Source organism: Acetobacter cerevisiae, from assembly GCF_001580535.1.
In the GTDB taxonomy this organism is placed as follows: domain Bacteria; phylum Pseudomonadota; class Alphaproteobacteria; order Acetobacterales; family Acetobacteraceae; genus Acetobacter; species Acetobacter cerevisiae.
Genome location: NZ_LHZA01000111.1, coordinates 1 through 18572 on the forward strand (window position 1 = coordinate 1; position 18572 = coordinate 18572).

Sequence of the window (18572 nt, forward strand, 5' to 3'; positions counted from 1 at the left end):
GACAAACGTCCGGGATCGTTTTTTAAGACCTGACCTTATTTACATTTCCTATCGTGATATTTTCTTTTATCCGCTTCTAAAGGGCTGAATTCTGCGGTCTGCGCCGCAGAATAAGGTCTGGCAGATACTGGAAAAATGCCCCCTGCAGGCCAGCAGGAATATGGTCCTGATGGCTGCATAGCCGCAATACACTTGACCATCGGCCACTATTCCGCCACACGATCCCGTCGCCTTTTCTTAAAGGTGGCGGTCACAATTCCTAATTCACTAGTGCGTGGGGCAGACGGCACCATCATGCGTAAAGACGGCGATTTCCTGTTCACTTCGGAATCTGTTTCCGAAGGTCATCCCGACAAGGTTGCGGACCGGATCAGCGATACTGTTCTGGATGCTTATCTTGCAGCGGACCCGGAAGCCCGCGTGGCCTGTGAAACCATGGTGACCACAAACCGGATCATCCTGGCTGGCGAGGTTCGCGGCCCTTCTTCCATCACATCCGACAGCCTGATTCAGGCAGCGCGCGATGCGGTGAAGGACATTGGTTACGATCAGGAAGGGTTCTCCTGGCGTACAGCGGACGCGGCGAACTACCTGCACGCTCAGTCTGCTGATATTGCAGTGGGCGTGGACAGCGCTGGCGAGAAAGATGAAGGCGCTGGCGACCAGGGCATCATGTTCGGCCACGCGTCCATCGAGACCGACACTCTGATGCCGGCCACCATTTATTATGCACACCGCATTCTGCACGAAATTCGTGATCTGCGCCGTGCGGGTGACCCGCGTGCAGCTGGCCTGCAGCCGGATGCCAAAAGCCAGGTCACACTGCGCTATTCCAATGGTCGCCCCGTTGGCGCCACGTCCGTGGTGATCTCCACCCAGCATGATGAAGGCGTAAGCCAGCAGAAGCTGCGTGAAGAACTGGGTGACATTGTGCGCAATGTGCTGCCGGAAGGCTGGATGCCGCCGGAAGACGAGTTCTACGTCAATCCGACCGGTATCTTCGTCATCGGCGGTCCGGATGGTGACTGCGGTCTGACGGGTCGTAAGATCATTGTGGACACCTACGGTGGTGCAGCGCCTCATGGCGGCGGCGCATTCTCCGGTAAGGACCCCACAAAGGTTGACCGTTCCGCAGCCTATGCCTGCCGCTATCTGGCCAAGAACGTTGTGGCTGCTGGTCTGGCAGAGCGTTGCACGCTTCAGGTCTCTTACGCCATTGGCGTGTCTCATCCTCTGTCCGTTTATGTGGATCTGGATGGCACCGGCAAGGATGTGGACGAAGCCCGTCTGGGTTCCGTGCTGCGTGAGGTCATGGATCTGTCTCCGCGCGGTATCCGTAAGCACCTGCGTCTGAACCGCCCGATTTACGCCCAGACGTCTGCTTATGGTCACTTTGGCCGTACGCCGGATGATGCGCGTGATGACTTTACGTGGGAGCGCACCGATCTGGTGGATGCCCTGCGTGGCGCCTTCAACCGCTAAGGTCTGACGACGCGATGACGGAGGAAGTACGCGCACCGGACGTTAAGCCGTCGCCCGAACGACTTTATGGGCGACCGCGCGGCCATTCGCTGCGTCCCCGTCAGCAGCGTCTTTTAGATGAGGCGCTGCCCCGCCTGCGCTTTCCGCTGGATCGCGCAGCGGACCCGGCCACAGCCTTTGGCCGCCCGCCTCAGCAAATCTGGTTTGAAGTCGGATTTGGTGGCGGGGAACACGTGGTCGGGCAGCATAATGCCCACCCCGATGTTGGCTATATTGCCTCTGAAGTTTTTGATAACGGCCTGTGCTCCCTGCTAACCCGCTTTGTGCCGGTTGGAGAGGAGGCAACGTCCGCCATCCCAGACATGCTACGGCTGTGGGATGATGATGCCCGCGTGCTGTTGCGTGCACTGCCGGATGCCTCCGTGGACCGGCTGTTCCTGATGTTTCCGGACCCATGGCCCAAGGCGCGTCATGCCAAGCGGCGCTTCATGCATCCGGAAAACGTAAGCCTTGTGGCCCGTGTGCTCAAGCCCGGTGCTGTGTGGCGCGTAGCGAGTGATGATCCGACCTATCAGGCATGGGTTGAAGAAGTCATGGCGGCACAACCGTTTTTTGAAGCCCCGCCGCCCGTTTCTGAGCGGCCGGAAGGCTGGTTCCCCACCCGTTACGAAGCGAAAGCCATCGCAGCAGGTCGCCAGCCGCTCTACTGGACCTTTACGCGCAGTTAAGACCTTTTTCCGGGGCGCGTAAGGTTGCTCTTGGGCGGCTTGTTAGCTAATGAGCCGCTTTGAAATCAGGTTTAGCCGTGCGAAAGGTCCGACCATGAGCCAGACGACGCAACCCGTGCGCCGCGCGTTAATTTCTGTTTCCGATAAAACGGGGCTTCTTGACCTCGGTCGCGCGCTAGTTGCGCACGGTGCGGAAATCCTTTCCACAGGCGGCTCTGCCCGCGCACTGCGCGAAGCCGGCCTTCCCGTCACCGAGGTGTCTGATCACACCGGGTTCCCGGAAATTCTGGATGGCCGCGTGAAAACGCTCGTGCCGCAGATCCACGGTGGTATTCTTGGGCGGCGCGATCTGCCAGCTCATGTCGCTCAGATGGAAGAGCACAAGATTGCTCCGATCGATCTGGTCGCGGTCAATCTCTACCCGTTTGAAAAAACGGTTGCCTCCGGCGCTGGCGCTGAAGACTGCATTGAAAATATCGATATTGGCGGCCCCGCGCTGATTCGCGCCGCAGCCAAGAACCACGGTCACGTGGTTGTGCTGACTGACACCGCGCAGTATGCCGGGCTGATTGAGGCTCTGGGGCAGGGTGGCAGCACGCTTGAACAGCGCCGTGCCTACGCCGGTGCTGCTTATGCCCGTACCGCCGCTTATGATGCCGCCATTGCAGCATGGTTTGCCGCACAGGCGCAGGACACGCTGCCGGAACGCTTTGTGCTGGCTGGCCAGCGGGCGGAAGTGCTGCGTTATGGTGAAAATCCGCATCAGCAGGCCGCTTTCTACAAAGATGGCAGCACCCGCCCCGGTGTCGCGACGGCTGTGCAGGTGCAGGGCAAGGCTCTGTCCTACAACAATATCAACGATACCGATGCGGCGTTTGAAGCTGTGGCCGAGTTTGACCGTCCGGCTGTGGTGATTGTCAAACACGCTAACCCGTGTGGTGTGGCTGTGGGTGACACGCTGTCTGCTTGCTGGGACAACGCGCTGCGGTGTGACCCTGTGTCGGCCTTTGGTGGCATTGTTGCTCTCAACCGCACGCTGGACGCGGAAACCGCGACCAAAATCGCTGGTATTTTCACCGAAGTCATCGTCGCTCCGGATGCGGATGAAGAGGCCAAAACCATTCTGGCCCGCAAGAAAAACCTGCGCCTGTTGCTGACGGGCGGTCTGCCGGATGCCGCAGCATCTGGTGTGGTTGTGCGGTCTGTGGCTGGTGGTTTTCTGGCGCAGACGCGGGATAACGGGCAGATCAAACCCGAGTCCCTGCGTGTGGTGACCAAACGCGTTCCGTCCGCGCAGGAAATGGAAGACCTGATCTTTGCCTTCCGTGTGGCCAAGCACGTGAAGTCCAACGCCATTGTCTACGCCAAAAACGATGCCACGGTGGGGATTGGCGCGGGCCAGATGAGCCGGGTTGATTCCGCACGTATCGCCGCCAGCAAAAGCGGGGAAGCCGCCAAGGCTGCCGGGCTGGACGCACCGCTCACACAGGGTTCTGTGGCCGCGTCTGACGCGTTCTTCCCGTTTGCAGACGGGCTGGAAACCATTGTGGCCGCAGGGGCGACCGCTGTGATTCAGCCGGGTGGCTCCATCCGGGATGATGAGGTGATTGCTGCGGCGGATGCTGCGGGTATTGCCATGGTCTTTACTGGTATGCGTCATTTCCGCCACTGACACGCTTTTCCGGCTCTTGCCGGACGCGCGTTCCTGACGAACAATGGCGCACAGTCTTCCTTATTCTGGCCTGAGGTCCGTAAAGCCTCAGGCCAGACTTCTCTAATCGGTTGATCCATGCGCCATCTGTTCTCCCTTCCAGCTTTCCTTTTGGCTTCTTCTGTAGCCGTCGCGGCCCCTGCCCATAAGGCACCCGCCGGGCAGCAGAATGCGGCAAACTTCGCTTCTCACCAGACGGTGACGGAAAAGGAAGCTGACGGGGTTTATGACCTCTCAGGCCTGCCGCATTTTAGTGGGCAGGTGTCGCAGTTTCTGCCGTCCTCCCACGGGAGTGTAGTCGGGTTCATTCTGCATGATGGCACGCAGGTGTTCATCTCTCCGGATCAGGGTCATACGCTGGCCGGTCTGATCAAACCCGGTGATACCGTCGATATCCGTGGCCTGAAGGGCCGCACGTTGCCCATTATCCGCGCTTTTGGCCTCACGAGCCCGCGTGGTCGGGGCATGCAGGACACCTTTATTGCCATGCCTCGCCAGTCTACCGAGATGATTGCAGGCCCCGATCTGGTGCTGCATGGCGAAGTCTGGATGCCGCTCTATGATCTGGACGGCCAGCTGAACGGCGCGGTGCTGAAAGATCATTCCGTGATTTACCTCCCCCCGCGTGAGGCCACGCGTCTGGCCGCCTGGCTCAAGCCGGGTCAGACGCTTTATGCCGTGGGCACGGGCAGCAGCGGGGAACTGGGTGTCGCCATCGACGCACGGGAAATCGGTCCGGCTTCCAACCAGATGGTTGGGGTTGCAGTAGGGAATGCGCCCCCGCCGGGTCCGGCTCCGGGCAGTGCGGGGTATGATATTATTCCGGGGTCTGAAGGCCACTAACAGGTCCGTTTGAATGCGGCTCGGGACTGATGCTGTGCTCCGGGTTGTCGGATAGCATCAGGTTTGTGTCTGCTGCGTCTCGTTTCTGAACCGAGAGAACTTTTTAAGTATCCCTGCGTTGGATTGGGGGAAGCGCAAAGCCGGAGTGCTCTTCCGGAGTAACTGCGGGGTTCTTAAGGAGAGACGAGATGGCTATTTTACGGTGGGTTCTGACCTTTCTGATATTGGCGTTGATTGCCTCCCTGTTCGGGTTTGGTGGCGCCGCCTCCAGCTTTGCTGGTGTTGCTAAAATTCTGCTGTTTATTTTTGTGGTGCTGCTGGTGGTCAGCTTCTTCTTTGGCCGCACACCCACATAGTGGTGAGGGGTTTGTCCCCAAGGGCCTTCGAGGCTGATTAAAAATAGGAAAGCGTGTGGTCTCTTCAGGCTACACGCTTTTTTTATGGGCCTGCCTTTAACGGGACCGTTTAAAAAAGCTCAGGCTTTCAGGCGCAAAAGAGGACCTTATGGAACAGATTAGCTGGTCAGATTTTGAAAAGGTGATGATTGTGGCGGGGACGATTCTCCGTGCAGAGCCGTTTCCGGAAGCGCGGAAGCCTGCCTATAAAATTTGGGTAGATTTTGGGCCATATGGGGAGCGTAAAACGAGCGCACAGGTGACACGCCTTTACACGCTGGAAATGCTTATCGGACGGCAAATTATCGGGATTATCAATTTTCCGGAAAAGCAGATCGGCCCGTTTCGTTCCGAGTTCCTGCTGTCAGGGTTTGAAACGGAAGAGGGCGTCGTGCTGGCGGGTCTGGAAAGGCCTGTGCCCAATGGCACCCGGCTGAGTTGAGGCTGCGCTAAAAAGCTTCCTGGGTGCAGCCATTCGAGCGATAAAATCTCGATGGTGCATGAAGCTAGGGAGAGAAAAAGTCCCGATAGCTCATAAAAAAAGAGAGATGCGGCAAACCGTCACGTCTCTCTTTCTCTGTTCAGCGTTCCTTCAAAAGGAAGGTCGCTTAGCCTTCAATCTGGCTGAAATCCGCAATCAGACGCATCATCCGCACCAGACGTGAGAGCAACCGCAGGCGGTTGAGGCGCAGCGGAGCGTCCGGTGCGTTAACGGTGACGTCCTCAAAGAACTTGTCCAGCGGTGCGCGGAGGCTGGCGGCTTCCCGCATGGCGTCGGTAAAGCGTTCTTCTGCAAACGCCTTTTCCACAGCCGGTTCAACCCGGTCCAGCGTGGCGGCTAGTGCCTGTTCTTCCGGCTGAGCAAACAGGGCCGGGTCCGGCGCGCCTTCATGCGGACCATCCTTGCGGTCTTCAATCCGCAGGATATTGGCAGCGCGACGGGTGGCGGCCAGCAGGTTCTTGCCGTCCTCCGTTTCCAGCATGGTTTCCAGCGCCTGTGCGCGGGCCAGAAGGCGGGTGATGTCCGTATCGGTATTGCCGGTGGAAATAGCGGCAAGGCAGTCATACCGTGCGCCTTCCGAGCGCAGCTGAACACGCAGGCGCTCAGCCATAAACTGCGGCAGCAGAGCCAGATCCGGCGCATCGCGCAGGGATTCCGGCAGTGCTTCAGCAGCCAGCAGGAACAGCTTGACCAGATCCAGACGCAGGCCGTTTTCACGGATCAGGCGGATAATGCCCAGAGCTGCACGGCGCAGACCGAAGGGGTCGCCCGAGCCGGACGGTTTTTCACCCGCGGCAAAGAACGCGGCCAGCATGTCAAACCGGTCGGCCAGCCCCAGCACGACAGAAACCGGAGCAGTCGGCACCGTGTCGCCGGGGCCGCGTGGCATATACTGCTCGCTTATAGCCTGACAAACAGCAGGTGTTTCGCCGTCATGCTGCGCGTAGTAGCCCCCCATTACGCCCTGCAGTTCCGGGAATTCCCCGACCATGCCGGTGGTCAGGTCCGTTTTGCTGAGTTCGGCGGCGCGTTCACAGTCCGCTTTGGAGGCTCCAACCATCGGAGCAATCAGCCCGGCCAGACGCACCATACGGCGCGTGCGGTCACCCTGACTGCCAAGTTTGGCGTGGAAGGTGATGGCGTCCAGTGCGCTCAGGCGAGAGGCGAGGCTCTGCTTGCGGTCCAGATCCCAGAAGTGGCGCGCATCCGCAAAACGGGCATGCAGCACGCGCTCATTGCCGGTCACAATCAGCGTGCCGTCATCTGCGGGGACAATATTGGCCACAAAGGCAAAGCGCGGGGCGGCGGACCCATCACCATTGCGCAGGGCAAAATAACGCTGGTTGACGCGCATGGAGACCTGCATCACCTCGGCAGGCAGATCCATGTATTTCTCATCAATCTGGCCTAGGAACGGCACTGGCCATTCCACCAGTCCGGCGACTTCATCCACCAGCCCGGAATCCGGCACAAGGGCCAGACCTTCTGATGAGGCAAGGGCCGTCAGGCCTGTAACGATGGTTTCCCGACGGTCTGCTGCATGCACCTGCACATGGCGGGTCTTCAACGTGTCCTGCCATTCCGCAGCGCTGCTGACAGTCACCGCACCCGGGGAAAGGAAGCGATGGCCTTCCGTCTGGTTGCCAGACTGGAGATTGTGGCCGTTATCGTCACCCTGCGCGAGAGAGAACGGCACAGTCTCACCATCCAGAATGCACAGAATGCGACGCAGCGGGCGCACCCATGTAAAGGCGCTGCCCTGGCCCCAGCGCATGGACTTCGGCCATGGGAAGCGGCGCAGCAGATCCGGCATGATGGCAGCGATATGGTCTTTGGCGCTGATGACGGGTTCTTCCCGCTCCAGCACCCAGAAGCCGTTTTGCAGGGTCAGGACATCCTGCGTCACCCCGTGTTTGCGGGTGAAGCCTTGCAGGGCCTTTTCCGGCGCACTTTCACGCGGTCCGCGTTCAGACACTGTGCGGCCGGGCACGTTGGCGTCCAGCGTGCAGGAGGCCGCAATACGGCGCGGGCCGGTATAGGCCACAGCGTCTTTCGGGTTCAGCGGGGCCAGAGCTTCAGACAGCAGGCGCAGCAGATGCTCACCAGCCTGCTGCTGCATGCGGGCAGGAATTTCTTCTGAAAAAAGTTCTATCAGCAGTTCGGGCATGATCTTATTTGTCCTCGCCAGCCAGCCAGGTCTCACAGCACAGTTTTGCCAGTGTCCGCACACGGCCAATATAGGCGGCGCGCTCGCTCACGCTGATCACGCCGCGCGCATCCAGCAGGTTGAACAGATGGCTGGCCTTCAGGCACTGGTCATAGGCAGGCTGCGCTACACCGGCTTCCGCCAGGGCCGCGCTCTCTTTTTCTGCATCGGCAAAATGGCGGAACAGCAGTTCCGTATCCGCCAGCTCAAAGTTATGGCGGGAATAGTCCTGCTCGGCACGCAGGAAGACATCGCCGTAGGTCAGACCGGTCCCGTTGTAATCGAGGTCATAGACGTTCTCGACGCCCTGCACATACATGGCCAGACGTTCCAGCCCGTAGGTCAGTTCCGTGGAAGGCAGTACCACCGGAATACCGCCTACCTGCTGGAAGTAGGTGAACTGGGTGACTTCCATCCCGTCACACCATACTTCCCAGCCCAGCCCCCATGCGCCGATGGTCGGGTTTTCCCAGTCATCTTCCACAAAGCGGATGTCGTGCCGGTCCGGGTCAATCCCAATGGCGCGGTAGCTGTCCAGCAGGAGTTTCTGGCTTTCTTCCGGCGTGGGCTTCAGCAGCACCTGATACTGGTAATAATGCTGGAGCCGGTTGGGGTTTTCCCCGTAGCGGCCATCGGACGGGCGGCGGCAGGGCTGCACATAGGCGGCCTTCCACGGTGTGCTGCCCAGAGCCCGAAGGGTGGTGTGGGGGGAAAGCGTGCCCGCGCCAATTTCCTGGTCATAGGGCTGGAGAATGGCGCACCCCTGCTTTGACCAGAACTGGTGAAGGGTCAGGATCAGGTCCTGAAAAGAAAGAGGCCGCTCGGTAGGGCGGGGAGACGCCGGGTCCATGGTCAGGGTGAAACTCCGCAGTATGACAATCAGGGTGTGCGCAGAGCGCGCACGGCGGGGCACACCATACAGGGGCGCTGCGCATTCAGGAAGAGAAGGCATGCAACTCCCTGCAGCTCTCCTCTTGCAACGCTCTTGCCGCCTCGCCATATCTTAGCCAGACTAGTGCTATCTTATGCAAACCAGTGCATCAGGCTGGCAGCACATGCCGCAGGCAGGGAAAAGAGACGATGACCAACGAGGAACGCGACCTCATTGCGAAATTTGTAGCCAGAGTGGGCGGTGCGTCCCAGTCCGGTTTTGGAAGCGTGCCCAGCACGAAGCCCAATCTGCCGCCGATAGACCCGGATGCGGATAAATTCCTGGCGCAGGAATTCCAGCAATATCCGGAAGCCCGCTATCGTATTACGCAGATGGCTGTGGTGCAGGAAATGGCGCTGGTTGAAGCGCAGAACCGTATTCAGCAGCTTCAGTTCCAGTTGCAGCAAGCTCAGCAGGCATTGCAGCAGGCTCAGTCTCAGGCGCAGCAGAAACCGGCCGGCGGCGGTGGTTTTCTGGGCGGCCTGTTTGGCGGCGGTCAGCGTGGGCCTCAGGCTCAGCCGCAACAGTCTGCACCTCCGGGCTGGGGCGGTCGCCCTGCTGCCATGCCGCCGCAGTACCAGCCGCAGCCGCTGCCTTATGGGGCGCAGCCGGGCATGTTCCGCAGTGGCTCGGGCTTTCTGGGGTCCGCTCTTTCAACCGCGACGGGTGTTGCCGGGGGCATGCTGGCAGCCAACGCGCTGACAGATCTGTTCAGTGGCCATCATGGTGCCGGGGCTGACGGCGGATGGGGCGCAGGTCAGCCGAGCGAGACCGTTATCAACAACAATTATGGGGATGGTGCGGGCGCAGACCCGTTTGCCGGAGCCGGAACGTCTGCTGATCAGGGCTTTGATGCCGGAAGCAATGACTGGGGCGGTGATGCTGGTGGCGACGCTGGCGGTGGTGATTGGGGTGGCGATCAGGATTTCTGAGGCAAACCCAGCAAAAAGATCCAAAAGGGGGCGGCTTCGGTCGCCCCTTTTTTATTTAGGATGTCGGCTCGGTTGCAGGCGCCATGGAGCGCACCAGTTCCAGCACGCGCTTGCGGACGACTGCGTCAGGAATGCGGTAATAGGCACGGATCAGTTCAATGGTTTCCTTGCGGGAAAACAGAGAGGCTTCCTGATCCGAAAAAACAGACGCAGTCCCGGTCTGAAACGGGGATTCAAAAGGCTTCCGGTTTTGTGACAGGCCGCCGTGGAAAGTGGGTGGGGGCTGAGGATCCGAAGTCTGACCAGACGCAGGCATATCATCAAAGAAAAAGCTGATCGGCACGTCCAGCGCGGAGGCCAGATCGTAAAGGCGCGACGCCCCGACACGATTGGCGCCACGTTCATATTTCTGCACCTGCTGAAACGTAATGCCGAGAGCCTCCCCTAGTTTTTCCTGAGACATTCCCAACAGCGTGCGTCGCAGGCGGATACGACGCCCGACATGCATGTCAACCAAACCTGCCCGGGGGATAGAGGCCTTTGGGGCAGGGAAAGAAGAGGTTGTTTCTGTCACGCAATTTCTCACCGAAGAAAGGAGAGTAATTTATAAACCAGATGGTAACTGTTTATAAACCATTTATTAAAGTTTGCAGGGCTGCTCACATGACTATTGTCAGGTTTGAAAAATATCTTGCCCATACTGAATAATACAAAATATTAGAATAGTAATAACCACCTATATGTTTGAAAATATCAATCATTAATTTATTGTTATTAAAAGGGTTTCCGCGCCTAATTAGCTGATTAAGGCATGCTGCAAAAGAAATTTTGTCTAAAAATTATCTTAACGGCAAAGAAATATTTATTTTATCTCAATTATATTCACCGCTTCCGTCCTGGACGAACCACTGCAAGCAGAAAAACAGCGAGGCTCAGGAGGGCAGGCAGGCTGCGCCCATACTGGGCGAACAGGGGCGTAGGCAGCGCCGCAGGAAGGGGCACAACCAGGGTGCCGGTTTTTCCCCAGCCAAGGCTCGCGAGTTCATGCCCAAAACCATCATAGGCAATGGAAATGCCGGTATTGGCAGCGCGAGCGATGGGAAGTCCTTCTTCCACAGCGCGCAGCCTGACGGATGAAAGATGCTGGCGAGGGCCTGCGCTGTCTCCAAACCAGCCATCATTTGTCACATTGGCCAGCCAGCGGGGCCGGTCATGTTCGTCTACCGTCAGGCCTGAGAAAATGACTTCATAACAGACCAGTGGTCCTACAGGCGGAATGCCCGGCAGATGCCAGGTCTGTGCGCCCGGACCGGCTGCCATGCCTCCTTGCGGGACAATTTGCAGTGGGATGAAGGGGGGCTGGTATTCGCCAAATGGTACCAGTCGGGCTTTGTCATAAACGGCAGCAATATCGCCGTTCGGCGCGAGGGCCAGAACTGAGTTCCGGTAGCGGCCATTTTCATCCACGCGCAGAGCGCCAATTAATCCGGCATCCGCGCCCGGTGCCCATTCCATAATAATCTGGCGGGCGCGTGGGCTGTCCTGCAACAACATGGAACCGGGGAAGGAGGTTTCCGGCCACAAAAAGACGATCGGACGGTTAATGGCGTCTGGGAAAGCAGGATGGGGGCGCTGGTCGCGGGCTTGAAGTATGCCATCTGCCGTCAGGTGCAGGTAGCGCATGAAAATATCGCGCGGGTTAAAATGACCGACTTTTTCCGTCTCAGGCACATTGCCCTGTACCAGCACAGCAATCGGGCCTTGCTCTCCCGCAGGATGCACGGTTTTGAGCCGCACTATACTGGCGGTCAGACTGATGCTGATAAGAAGGGCTGCACAGGCTGCGATCCGTATGCGGTCGGCGTGGCGTGGGAAAAGCTGGCAGGGGCGACCGGCGCGAGCCCGGAAGGCATCCTGCAAGGCTTCGCCACCGAACAATGCGCCCAGAACCACAAAAAAGGTCAGGCCATCCACGCCAATCCACGCAGCGGGCTGAATCAGCACATCGCCGACTACGCCGGGGATCGCCAGGCTGCTGCCGAGGGGATTCCACGTAAACCCGCTGAACAGGAAGACGCGGCCCATATCAAACAGGGTCCAGCCTGCCGCAAAGGCCAGAATCCGACGGGGGCCAGCCGGAGCCAGACGGCTTAGCGCTGCCGGAGCGGCGACCATCGGGGCCAGAATGAGCGCGCAACCCAGAGAGGGAAATGGCACAAACCACCAGAACTCTTCTGCGCGGATCATCACGGCATTAATCAGCCAGTAGAGGTTCGCTGCATAGAAGCCGAACCCAAACAACGCACCCGCCCAGGCGGCATTTTTCCAGCTCGGAGCCCGATTCAGCACCCGGCCCAGAGCGGGAAAGGTGATGAGCAGAATGGGTAGAAAATGGACAGGTGGCAGGGCAAGTGCTGAGAGCACGCCCATGCCCAGCATCAGGCCAGCCTGACGCCATCCTGCTGCCCGGTTTTTTTGCCGCTCTGCCCGTGCTTCGTCAGACGCAGGTGATGGAGGCCTGCGCCAGAACGCCAGACGGCTCAGCACGGTGCGGGAAACGCCGGATCAGCCTGACAATGCCGCTCAGTCAAGCGCATCGCGCAGGCGGCGTTCATAGTGGCGATAATATTTGTCTGCCAGCAGTTCACTTTTCACCAGCACCGCAACGTCTGTCGTGTTGAACTGGGGATCAATCACCGCGCCATCCCCCACATAACCGCCAAGGCGCAGATAGCCTTTGATGAGCGGTGGCAGGCGCGCCAGACTTTTGCGGAAGTCGATGGAATGTGGGTCCACCCGCAGCATGTCCACGCGCCGTTCCGGGAGGGCCTTCACCCGCAGGGCCGGGGGGGCCAGATGGTTGTGGTAGAGATAGGTCAGCTCGTTCGCAATGGCATCCGGGTTGGTGCCCGGCAGGCTGGCGCAGCCGAACAGGACGTCAATGCGATGCAGGAAAATGTAGGACGCAATGCCGCGCCACAACAGCTGCATGGCGGCCCGGCCCCGATAGTTCTTGTCCACGCAGGAGCGGCCGACTTCCAGCAAACGCCCCGGAAATTCCGTCAGGGGGGAAATATCGTATTCGCTGGCGGAGTAGAAACGGCCAATCTTTGCAGCCGCATCACCCTGCACAAGGCGGTAGGTGCCCACCACGCCGCGCGCATCGGAGGCAATGGCGTGGTCAATCACCAGCAGGTGGTCGGCTACGGCATCAAACTCATCAATATCGCGCTTCAGGCGCAGGGTTTCTGCGTCCGGGTGCGCGCCCATTTCCTCATAGAATACGCGGTAACGCAGGGCCTGGGCGGCATCGCGTTCATCATCGGTGGTGGCAATGCGCACACTCAGGTTGCCGCCCCGGAGTTCAGGAAAGCCCTTGCGTTCCAGATCCAGAGTGGAGAGAGAGCCTGCCGGCAGTTGATCCGCGCTCATGAGGCTGCTCCTTTGCGTTTTGCGGCCTGCGCCGTTTTGCCTGCCTGCTGGGTCTGCGGGCGCTTTTTGCCAAACAGTTCAAGACGCATGGACACAAAGTCAAACCCCAGCCGTTCTGCAACGCGCCGCATCAGCTCTTCATGCTCCGGGTCTTCAAACTCAATCACCTTGCCATTATCCACATCAATCAGATGGTAATGATGGCGGCCATGTTCGGTGGCTTCATAGCGGGCGCGTCCGCCACCAAAGTCACGGCGTTCCAGAATCCCCTTTTCTTCCAGAAGCCGAACGGTGCGATACACCGTGGCCACGGAAATACGGGAATCCAGCGCTGAGGCTCGGCGGTAGAGTTCTTCTACATCGGGATGGTCATCAGCGTCCGACAGAACGCGTGCAATGACACGGCGCTGCCCCGTCATCTTCAGGCCATGTTCGATGCACAGCTGCGCAATCCGCGATTCTGTCGACTGTGATTTCAAGGGCGCAAATCCTGCTTGTTACCACCTGCATTCATGAAACATCAGGTAGCCGAAAAGGGGAGAGGTTGTCCAATTTTACACACACGCACAGGTTTTTTAAGCTCTGATTTCAAATGGTTTCTGCCACCAGCGCTGTGGCCCTGAGGAGAATGCGTCATGAAAAACACGAGAGAGCCGTCAGAGATCCGGCCTGCGGATTCGTCTCATCCTGAGACGCTCATGCTGGATATCACGCATGAAAAATGCCCGATGACGTTTGTGCGCACCCGTCTGGCGCTGGATGGCATGGCACCGGGTGGCCTGCTTGCTGTGCGGCTGAAGGGCGAGGAACCTCATAAAAATGTCCGCCGCTCCGTGCTGGCGCTGGGCCATGCCGTGCTGTCCGAGCAGGCAGCAGAGGATGGCAGCGTGGTGCTGACGATCCTGAAAAAAGACCCCGCACCGGCAGGCTGAACGCAGCCGCCAATGCGGGGTCTGATAACGGTCCCCGGGCCTGAGACTTAGTTGTTCATGGCCTCGAAGAAGTCGTTGTTGGATTTGCTGTATTTGAGCTTGTCCAGCAGGAAGTCCATGGCGTCCATCGTGCCCATGGGGGCCAGAATACGGCGCAGCACCCACATTTTGGACAGGGTGGCGCGGTCCACCAGCATTTCTTCCTTACGCGTGCCGCTCTTGGTGATGTCAATCGCGGGGAAGGTGCGCTTGTCAGCCAGTTTACGGTCAAGGATCAGCTCGGAGTTACCCGTACCCTTGAACTCTTCAAAGATCACTTCATCCATGCGGCTGCCGGTATCAATCAGCGCCGTGGCGATAATGGTCAGAGAGCCACCTTCTTCAATGTTACGGGCCGCACCGAAGAAGCGCTTGGGCCGCTGCAGCGCGTTGGCGTCCACACCACCGGTCAGCACCTTGCCGGATGACGGCACAACGGTGTTGTAGGCGCGGGCCAGACGGGTGATGGAGTCCAGCAGGATGACCACATCGCGCTTGTGTTCCACCAGACGCTTGGCTTTTTCCAGCACCATTTCCGTCACCTGCACGTGGCGGTGGGCCGGTTCATCAAAGGTGGAGGAAATCACTTCACCCCGCACGGAGCGGGCCATGTCCGTCACTTCTTCCGGGCGCTCATCAATGAGCAGCACGATCAGGAAGCATTCCGGATGATTGGCGGAGATGGAGGAGGCGATGCTCTGCAGCATGACCGTCTTACCGGTGCGCGGGGGTGCGACAATCAGTGCACGCTGGCCCATACCGATGGGGGCGACCAGATCAATCACGCGGGGTGTGAAATCCTGCGTGCTTTTGCCCTTCTTGCCCTTGGTTTCGCTCACCGGCGGGGCAGCGCTTTCCACTTCCATCTGCAGGCGGCGCTCAGGGTAGAGCGGGGTAAGGTTATCAAAATTGATGCGGTGCCGGACGGCTTCAGGCGCTTCAAAATTGATGCTGTTGATTTTCAGCAGCGAGAAATAGCGTTCGCCATCCCGCGGGGCGCGGATCTGCCCTTCAACCGTATCACCCGTGCGCAGAGCAAAGCGGCGCACCTGAGCGGGGGAGATATAAATATCGTCCGGACCGGGGAGGTAGTTTGATTCGGGAGAGCGGAGGTAACCGAACCCGTCATGCAGGATCTCGAGTGTGCCATCACCGTAGATCGCCTGGTCGTTATCGGCCAGCGCTTTCAGAATGGCGAACATCATGTCCTGCTTGCGCAGGGATGATGCGTTTTCAATATTCAGGTCTTCGGCACAGGCCAGAAGATCGGCCGGAGATTTGGCCTTGAGTTCCGCAAGATGCATTTAGGAATGCCCTGACTGGCAGTAGTTCAGAAATGGGGAGGTCCGGATCAGTCTTGCGCAAAGCCCGGAAACACGGCGTGTCACAGCAGAGGTGCGCCACGGCGGCCCGGATAGCAGGATGATCCTGACATGAGGGAAAGCACTGGACAGGTGAAGTCAGCCAGTTCTGGGGGCGGAGAATAAATCCGCAAATCTGGTTCGTCAACCAGACTTTACAGGCGCTTAGGGCGCTGGCGCAGGTGTGATGGCCGCCTGCCATGTGTCCCGGCTGAGCCAGTATTGCGAGACCGAGGTGTCGGGCGAGATGAAGTTTGTCACCTGAGACCAGAGCTGGCTCGGTCTGGGGTGGGAGGTCAGCGCACCGGAGAGCAGCGTGGCGGAGCAGGGGCCATCCAGCAGGATATCCCGGTCAGACAGGGTGACTTTCAGGTGGCAGTGGCTCAGCTGTGCGGAGGTGGTGGGCGTGAGTGTGCCACTCACCGGTCCGGCATCCACAGGCCGCATGGCGGAATCCAGCCGCATCATTTCACCCGCTACGGTGCCCGGACCCGTCTGATGCAGGCCGACCAGAATGCGACGGGTGTGTATGGAAGACAGTCCGCCATAGCGCAGCGGTTCTGCACTCAGCTGGTTGAAGATCGCCTGATAGCCAGCCTGACTGATGGCCGGGTTTGTCTTGATCTCGGCAGCGTGCCCCGTCTGGCTGGCGGCAAGGCTGAGCAGGCAGGCTGCGCCCGCAGGCACTAAACCACGCAGGCGGGAAAACAGGGTACGATGTGTCATTTGATGCCTCCAAGCCAACCTTTGCGCCAGAACCACAGCAGCGGCAAGCCGACGGAGGCCGCCATAAGCCCCAGTGAATACCAATAGCCAAAGGACCAGTTAAGTTCCGGAATATCCTTGAAGTTCATGCCATAGACCCCGGCAATCAGGGTTGGAGCAACGCCGATAAAGCTGACAACGGTCAGCACCTTCATCACGCCATTCTGTTCAATACTGATAAAGCCTAACGTCGCATCCAGCAGAAATTCCACCTTACTGGCCGCCTGAGAGACGTAATCGCTCAGCGAGGACAAATCGCGGTTGGCCGTCGCCATGCGGGACCGCAGCGCGCCGGACAGCGCATAAGGCGCATTTTCGGTCGGGATGGTGGTCACCCCGGCTTCAAAACGGCGGGACGTGATGGGCAGGCCAGAGGCCGGGGCCATGCCGTCCTTTTTGCTTTCACTCAGAAAGATTGTGATGCGTTCCAGCCCCAGCAGGGAGTCCCGCACGCGGGAGCAGAGATCGCCCGAACTGCCAACACGCTCCAGCAATTCGCGCTGCCATGCCGCGACGCTGCGCACCTTAGGCATGTTCTGCCGCCGTTTGAAAATGTCCTTGGAAAGCTTGTCCAGCAACATGCCGACACTTTCCAGAATATCTGCCAGCCGGTCCACAATGGTTTCAATCAGCGCCACCAGCACCTCGCCGGGGCCAATAGGGGCTGGCTCCAGTGGCCGGCCCTGTCCACTGGCGTCTGCCGCATCGCTTTCTCTCTGCTCTGGGGTGAGCACCATGCTGGGGGCGGGTGTGGTGGCTGGCGCGGGCGGCAGGGTATGCTCGGCCACAAGCTGGGCCACATTCTCAAAGGAAGGGTAGGGCTGATAGCGAATGGTAACGAGCCGTTCCGCCGTGAGCACAAACCCAACCGGGAAGGCCTCAAATTCCAGCCCTGTTTTTTTGAGCAGGGGGGTGGAGAGGAATGCTGCTCCATTGCGCACGCTGATGCGTGAGGAGCTTTCAATCTCGTTCAGGTCATCCAGTGTGGGGAGGGGCTGGCCGCAGATTTTGGCGGCGAGTTCCTGTTCTTCCTGAGTAGGGTTCAGCAGGTCAATCCATGCTACGCCGTGGGCGTCGGCCTCACTCTCAATCGCCCGTGCGGGGGCGCCGGGCTTGTGGGCCAGAAACATGAAATTCTCCTCGGGCGTATCGTTTTGTCACTCTTGCGAACCGCTAACACACGGGCGCAGGAAATATGACCAGACCGGCGGACAGTGACAAGTGACAGTCCTGAATAGCGGAAAAGCCTCGCTCCACCCTCCCAACCGGGTGAAATTTAGACTCTGTGCCCTCTGTGCAAGTGCGTTCAGCTTCTGGTAAGCCGGATGCCTGCTTTTTAGGGCAGGGCGACCCGGCACATCACGCAAAAATCAGGAGCGGCAGAACCACCCATGGCGGACCCGGCAGAACAGCACAGCACAGCAGCACAGCCCAATTCTCTTCGGCACGGACCGGATGAGCGTGGCCACTTTGGCGGCCGTTACGGTGGCCGGTTTGTGGCCGAAACCCTCATGCCGCTGCTGCTGGAACTGAACGCGGCGTACGAGGCCGCCAAGGCGGACCCGGCTTTCCAGAAGGAGCTGGACTTCTACCTGCGTGATTATGTTGGTCGCCCCAGCCCGCTCTGGTTTGCCCGCCGCATGACGGAAGAGCTGGGCGGCGCGAAAATTTACATGAAGCGCGAAGAGCTGAACCATACCGGCTCCCACAAGCTTAATAACGTCATGGGGCAGATCCTGCTGGCTCGCCGCATGGGGCGCACCCGTATTGTGGCCGAAACCGGGGCCGGCCAGCATGGTGTGGCGACGGCGACGGTCTGTGCGCTGTTCGGGATGCAATGCGTGATTTACATGGGCGCCACGGACGTTGAGCGGCAGAAGCCCAACGTCTTCCGTATGCGTCTGCTGGGCGCTGAGGTTGTGCCCGTGACCGCTGGGGCGGGCACCCTGAAAGACGCCATGAATGAAGCCATGCGCGACTGGGTTGCCAATATTGCGGACACCTATTTTCTGGTGGGCACCGTGGCTGGCCCGCATCCTTATCCGGCCATGGTGCGTGATTTCCAGAGCGTGATTGGTGAGGAAACCAAAGAGCAGATGCAGGCGCAGGAAGGCCGCCTGCCGGATGTGATTGTTGCGGCCATTGGTGGCGGCTCCAACGCCATGGGGATTTTCCATCCGTTTCTGGATGACGCCTCTGTGCGGCTGATCGGCGTGGAAGCGGCTGGCCACGGTCTGGATAGCGGCAAGACGGCAGCGTCCATCGAACGCGGTCGCCCCGGCGTGCTGCATGGCAACCGCACCTATCTGTTGC

The 18572-nt window shown here is 59.3% G+C and carries 18 protein-coding genes; 9 read left to right on the plus strand and 9 right to left on the minus strand.

Annotation, left to right across the window (positions count from 1 at the left end; all coding sequences use genetic code 11):
• The first annotated feature begins 294 nt into the window (after positions 1-294).
• From metK to AD928_RS02820, 6 genes are all read left to right on the plus strand, one after another.
• Positions 295-1482 carry a methionine adenosyltransferase gene (gene metK, locus AD928_RS02800; RefSeq protein ID WP_062248114.1) on the plus strand — a complete coding sequence of 396 codons (1188 nt, stop codon included), beginning with the start codon at positions 295-297 and terminating at the stop codon, positions 1480-1482.
• Between the two features lie 14 nt (positions 1483-1496).
• The gene (gene trmB, locus AD928_RS02805; protein ID WP_062248093.1) at positions 1497-2210 is read left to right on the plus strand and encodes a tRNA (guanine(46)-N(7))-methyltransferase TrmB; all 714 of its coding nucleotides are present in this window, start codon (positions 1497-1499) and stop codon (positions 2208-2210) included.
• Between the two features lie 94 nt (positions 2211-2304).
• On the plus strand, positions 2305-3882 hold the full coding sequence (gene purH / locus AD928_RS02810) for a bifunctional phosphoribosylaminoimidazolecarboxamide formyltransferase/IMP cyclohydrolase (protein ID WP_062248095.1): 1578 nt from the start codon (positions 2305-2307) through the stop codon (positions 3880-3882).
• A 150-nt stretch (positions 3883-4032) separates the two neighbouring features.
• Positions 4033-4764: a hypothetical protein gene (locus AD928_RS02815; RefSeq protein ID WP_231866349.1), complete on the plus strand. Its 732-nt coding sequence runs from the start codon at positions 4033-4035 to the stop codon at positions 4762-4764.
• A gap of 188 nt (positions 4765-4952) precedes the next feature.
• Complete coding sequence (locus tag AD928_RS14390) at positions 4953-5120, plus strand: DUF1328 domain-containing protein (RefSeq protein WP_082779372.1); 168 nt, start codon at positions 4953-4955, stop codon at positions 5118-5120.
• Positions 5121-5268: 148 nt separating this feature from the next.
• Positions 5269-5601 carry a tRNA-binding protein gene (locus tag AD928_RS02820; protein WP_062248098.1) on the plus strand — a complete coding sequence of 111 codons (333 nt, stop codon included), beginning with the start codon at positions 5269-5271 and terminating at the stop codon, positions 5599-5601.
• Between the two features lie 166 nt (positions 5602-5767).
• On the opposite strand, the gene glyS is transcribed toward AD928_RS02820, so the two are convergent.
• Together glyS and AD928_RS02830 are read right to left on the minus strand one after the other, a co-directional pair.
• Positions 5768-7828, minus strand: coding sequence for a glycine--tRNA ligase subunit beta (gene glyS / locus AD928_RS02825; protein ID WP_062248100.1), 2061 nt, complete (start codon positions 7826-7828; stop codon positions 5768-5770).
• 4 nt (positions 7829-7832) lie between these two features.
• On the minus strand, positions 7833-8717 hold the full coding sequence (locus AD928_RS02830) for a glycine--tRNA ligase subunit alpha (RefSeq protein WP_061492225.1): 885 nt from the start codon (positions 8715-8717) through the stop codon (positions 7833-7835).
• A gap of 230 nt (positions 8718-8947) precedes the next feature.
• Here AD928_RS02830 and AD928_RS02835 point away from each other — a divergent pair, with 230 nt between their 5' ends.
• Positions 8948-9730, plus strand: coding sequence for a DUF2076 domain-containing protein (locus AD928_RS02835; RefSeq protein WP_062248102.1), 783 nt, complete (start codon positions 8948-8950; stop codon positions 9728-9730).
• 55 nt (positions 9731-9785) lie between these two features.
• On the opposite strand, the gene AD928_RS02840 is transcribed toward AD928_RS02835, so the two are convergent.
• The 4 genes from AD928_RS02840 to AD928_RS02855 form a co-directional block, all read right to left on the minus strand.
• Positions 9786-10238, minus strand: coding sequence for a helix-turn-helix domain-containing protein (locus AD928_RS02840; RefSeq protein WP_062248116.1), 453 nt, complete (start codon positions 10236-10238; stop codon positions 9786-9788).
• A gap of 374 nt (positions 10239-10612) precedes the next feature.
• A complete protein-coding gene (gene lnt / locus AD928_RS02845) occupies positions 10613-12169 on the minus strand; it encodes an apolipoprotein N-acyltransferase (RefSeq protein ID WP_082779704.1) in 1557 nt (518 codons plus the stop codon).
• 144 nt (positions 12170-12313) lie between these two features.
• Positions 12314-13162, minus strand: coding sequence for a GNAT family N-acetyltransferase (locus tag AD928_RS02850; RefSeq protein WP_062142041.1), 849 nt, complete (start codon positions 13160-13162; stop codon positions 12314-12316).
• Positions 13159-13581: a Fur family transcriptional regulator gene (locus AD928_RS02855; protein WP_156470076.1), complete on the minus strand. Its 423-nt coding sequence runs from the start codon at positions 13579-13581 to the stop codon at positions 13159-13161. Before AD928_RS02855 ends, AD928_RS02850 begins: the two co-directional genes overlap by 4 nt.
• 216 nt (positions 13582-13797) lie before the next feature.
• Between AD928_RS02855 and AD928_RS02860 the strand changes: the two genes are divergently transcribed.
• Positions 13798-14094 (plus strand): sulfurtransferase TusA family protein, encoded by a 297-nt coding sequence (locus tag AD928_RS02860; protein WP_082779705.1) that lies wholly within the window; start codon positions 13798-13800, stop codon positions 14092-14094.
• Positions 14095-14141: 47 nt separating this feature from the next.
• Here the strand turns inward: AD928_RS02860 and rho are convergent, their stop codons facing one another.
• The 3 genes from rho to AD928_RS02875 all read right to left on the minus strand — a co-directional run bounded on the left by rho (position 14142) and on the right by AD928_RS02875 (position 17389).
• A complete protein-coding gene (rho, locus tag AD928_RS02865) occupies positions 14142-15437 on the minus strand; it encodes a transcription termination factor Rho (protein ID WP_043551267.1) in 1296 nt (431 codons plus the stop codon).
• A gap of 222 nt (positions 15438-15659) precedes the next feature.
• Positions 15660-16220: a hypothetical protein gene (locus tag AD928_RS02870; protein WP_156470075.1), complete on the minus strand. Its 561-nt coding sequence runs from the start codon at positions 16218-16220 to the stop codon at positions 15660-15662.
• Entirely contained in the window at positions 16217-17389 is a 1173-nt protein-coding gene (locus AD928_RS02875) for a magnesium transporter CorA family protein (protein ID WP_062248109.1), read from the minus strand. The genes AD928_RS02870 and AD928_RS02875 overlap by 4 nt, the downstream gene beginning before the upstream one ends.
• A 261-nt stretch (positions 17390-17650) precedes the next feature.
• Here AD928_RS02875 and trpB point away from each other — a divergent pair.
• Positions 17651-18572, plus strand: a 922-nt coding sequence (gene trpB, locus AD928_RS02880; protein ID WP_062248111.1) for a tryptophan synthase subunit beta, incomplete at its 3' end; no start/stop codon positions are given.

Bases quoted from the DNA above. Each gene is read 5' to 3' on its own strand.
- AD928_RS02875 (WP_062248109.1), bottom strand. From the start codon at position 17,389: ATGTTTCTGGCCCACAAGCCCGGCGCCCCCGCACGGGCGATTGAGAGT.
- AD928_RS02830 (WP_061492225.1), bottom strand. From the start codon at position 8,717: ATGGACCCGGCGTCTCCCCGCCCTACCGAGCGGCCTCTTTCTTTTCAG.
- trmB (WP_062248093.1), top strand. From the start codon at position 1,497: ATGACGGAGGAAGTACGCGCACCGGACGTTAAGCCGTCGCCCGAACGA.
- rho (WP_043551267.1), bottom strand. From the start codon at position 15,437: ATGCATCTTGCGGAACTCAAGGCCAAATCTCCGGCCGATCTTCTGGCC.
- metK (WP_062248114.1), top strand. From the start codon at position 295: ATGCGTAAAGACGGCGATTTCCTGTTCACTTCGGAATCTGTTTCCGAA.
- glyS (WP_062248100.1), bottom strand. From the start codon at position 7,828: ATGCCCGAACTGCTGATAGAACTTTTTTCAGAAGAAATTCCTGCCCGC.
- AD928_RS02860 (WP_082779705.1), top strand. From the start codon at position 13,798: ATGAAAAACACGAGAGAGCCGTCAGAGATCCGGCCTGCGGATTCGTCT.
- AD928_RS02850 (WP_062142041.1), bottom strand. From the start codon at position 13,162: ATGAGCGCGGATCAACTGCCGGCAGGCTCTCTCTCCACTCTGGATCTG.
- AD928_RS02820 (WP_062248098.1), top strand. From the start codon at position 5,269: ATGGAACAGATTAGCTGGTCAGATTTTGAAAAGGTGATGATTGTGGCG.
- AD928_RS14390 (WP_082779372.1), top strand. From the start codon at position 4,953: ATGGCTATTTTACGGTGGGTTCTGACCTTTCTGATATTGGCGTTGATT.
- AD928_RS02835 (WP_062248102.1), top strand. From the start codon at position 8,948: ATGACCAACGAGGAACGCGACCTCATTGCGAAATTTGTAGCCAGAGTG.
- AD928_RS02870 (WP_156470075.1), bottom strand. From the start codon at position 16,220: ATGACACATCGTACCCTGTTTTCCCGCCTGCGTGGTTTAGTGCCTGCG.
- AD928_RS02840 (WP_062248116.1), bottom strand. From the start codon at position 10,238: ATGCATGTCGGGCGTCGTATCCGCCTGCGACGCACGCTGTTGGGAATG.
- lnt (WP_082779704.1), bottom strand. From the start codon at position 12,169: ATGCTGGGCATGGGCGTGCTCTCAGCACTTGCCCTGCCACCTGTCCAT.
- purH (WP_062248095.1), top strand. From the start codon at position 2,305: ATGAGCCAGACGACGCAACCCGTGCGCCGCGCGTTAATTTCTGTTTCC.
- AD928_RS02855 (WP_156470076.1), bottom strand. From the start codon at position 13,581: ATGACGGGGCAGCGCCGTGTCATTGCACGCGTTCTGTCGGACGCTGAT.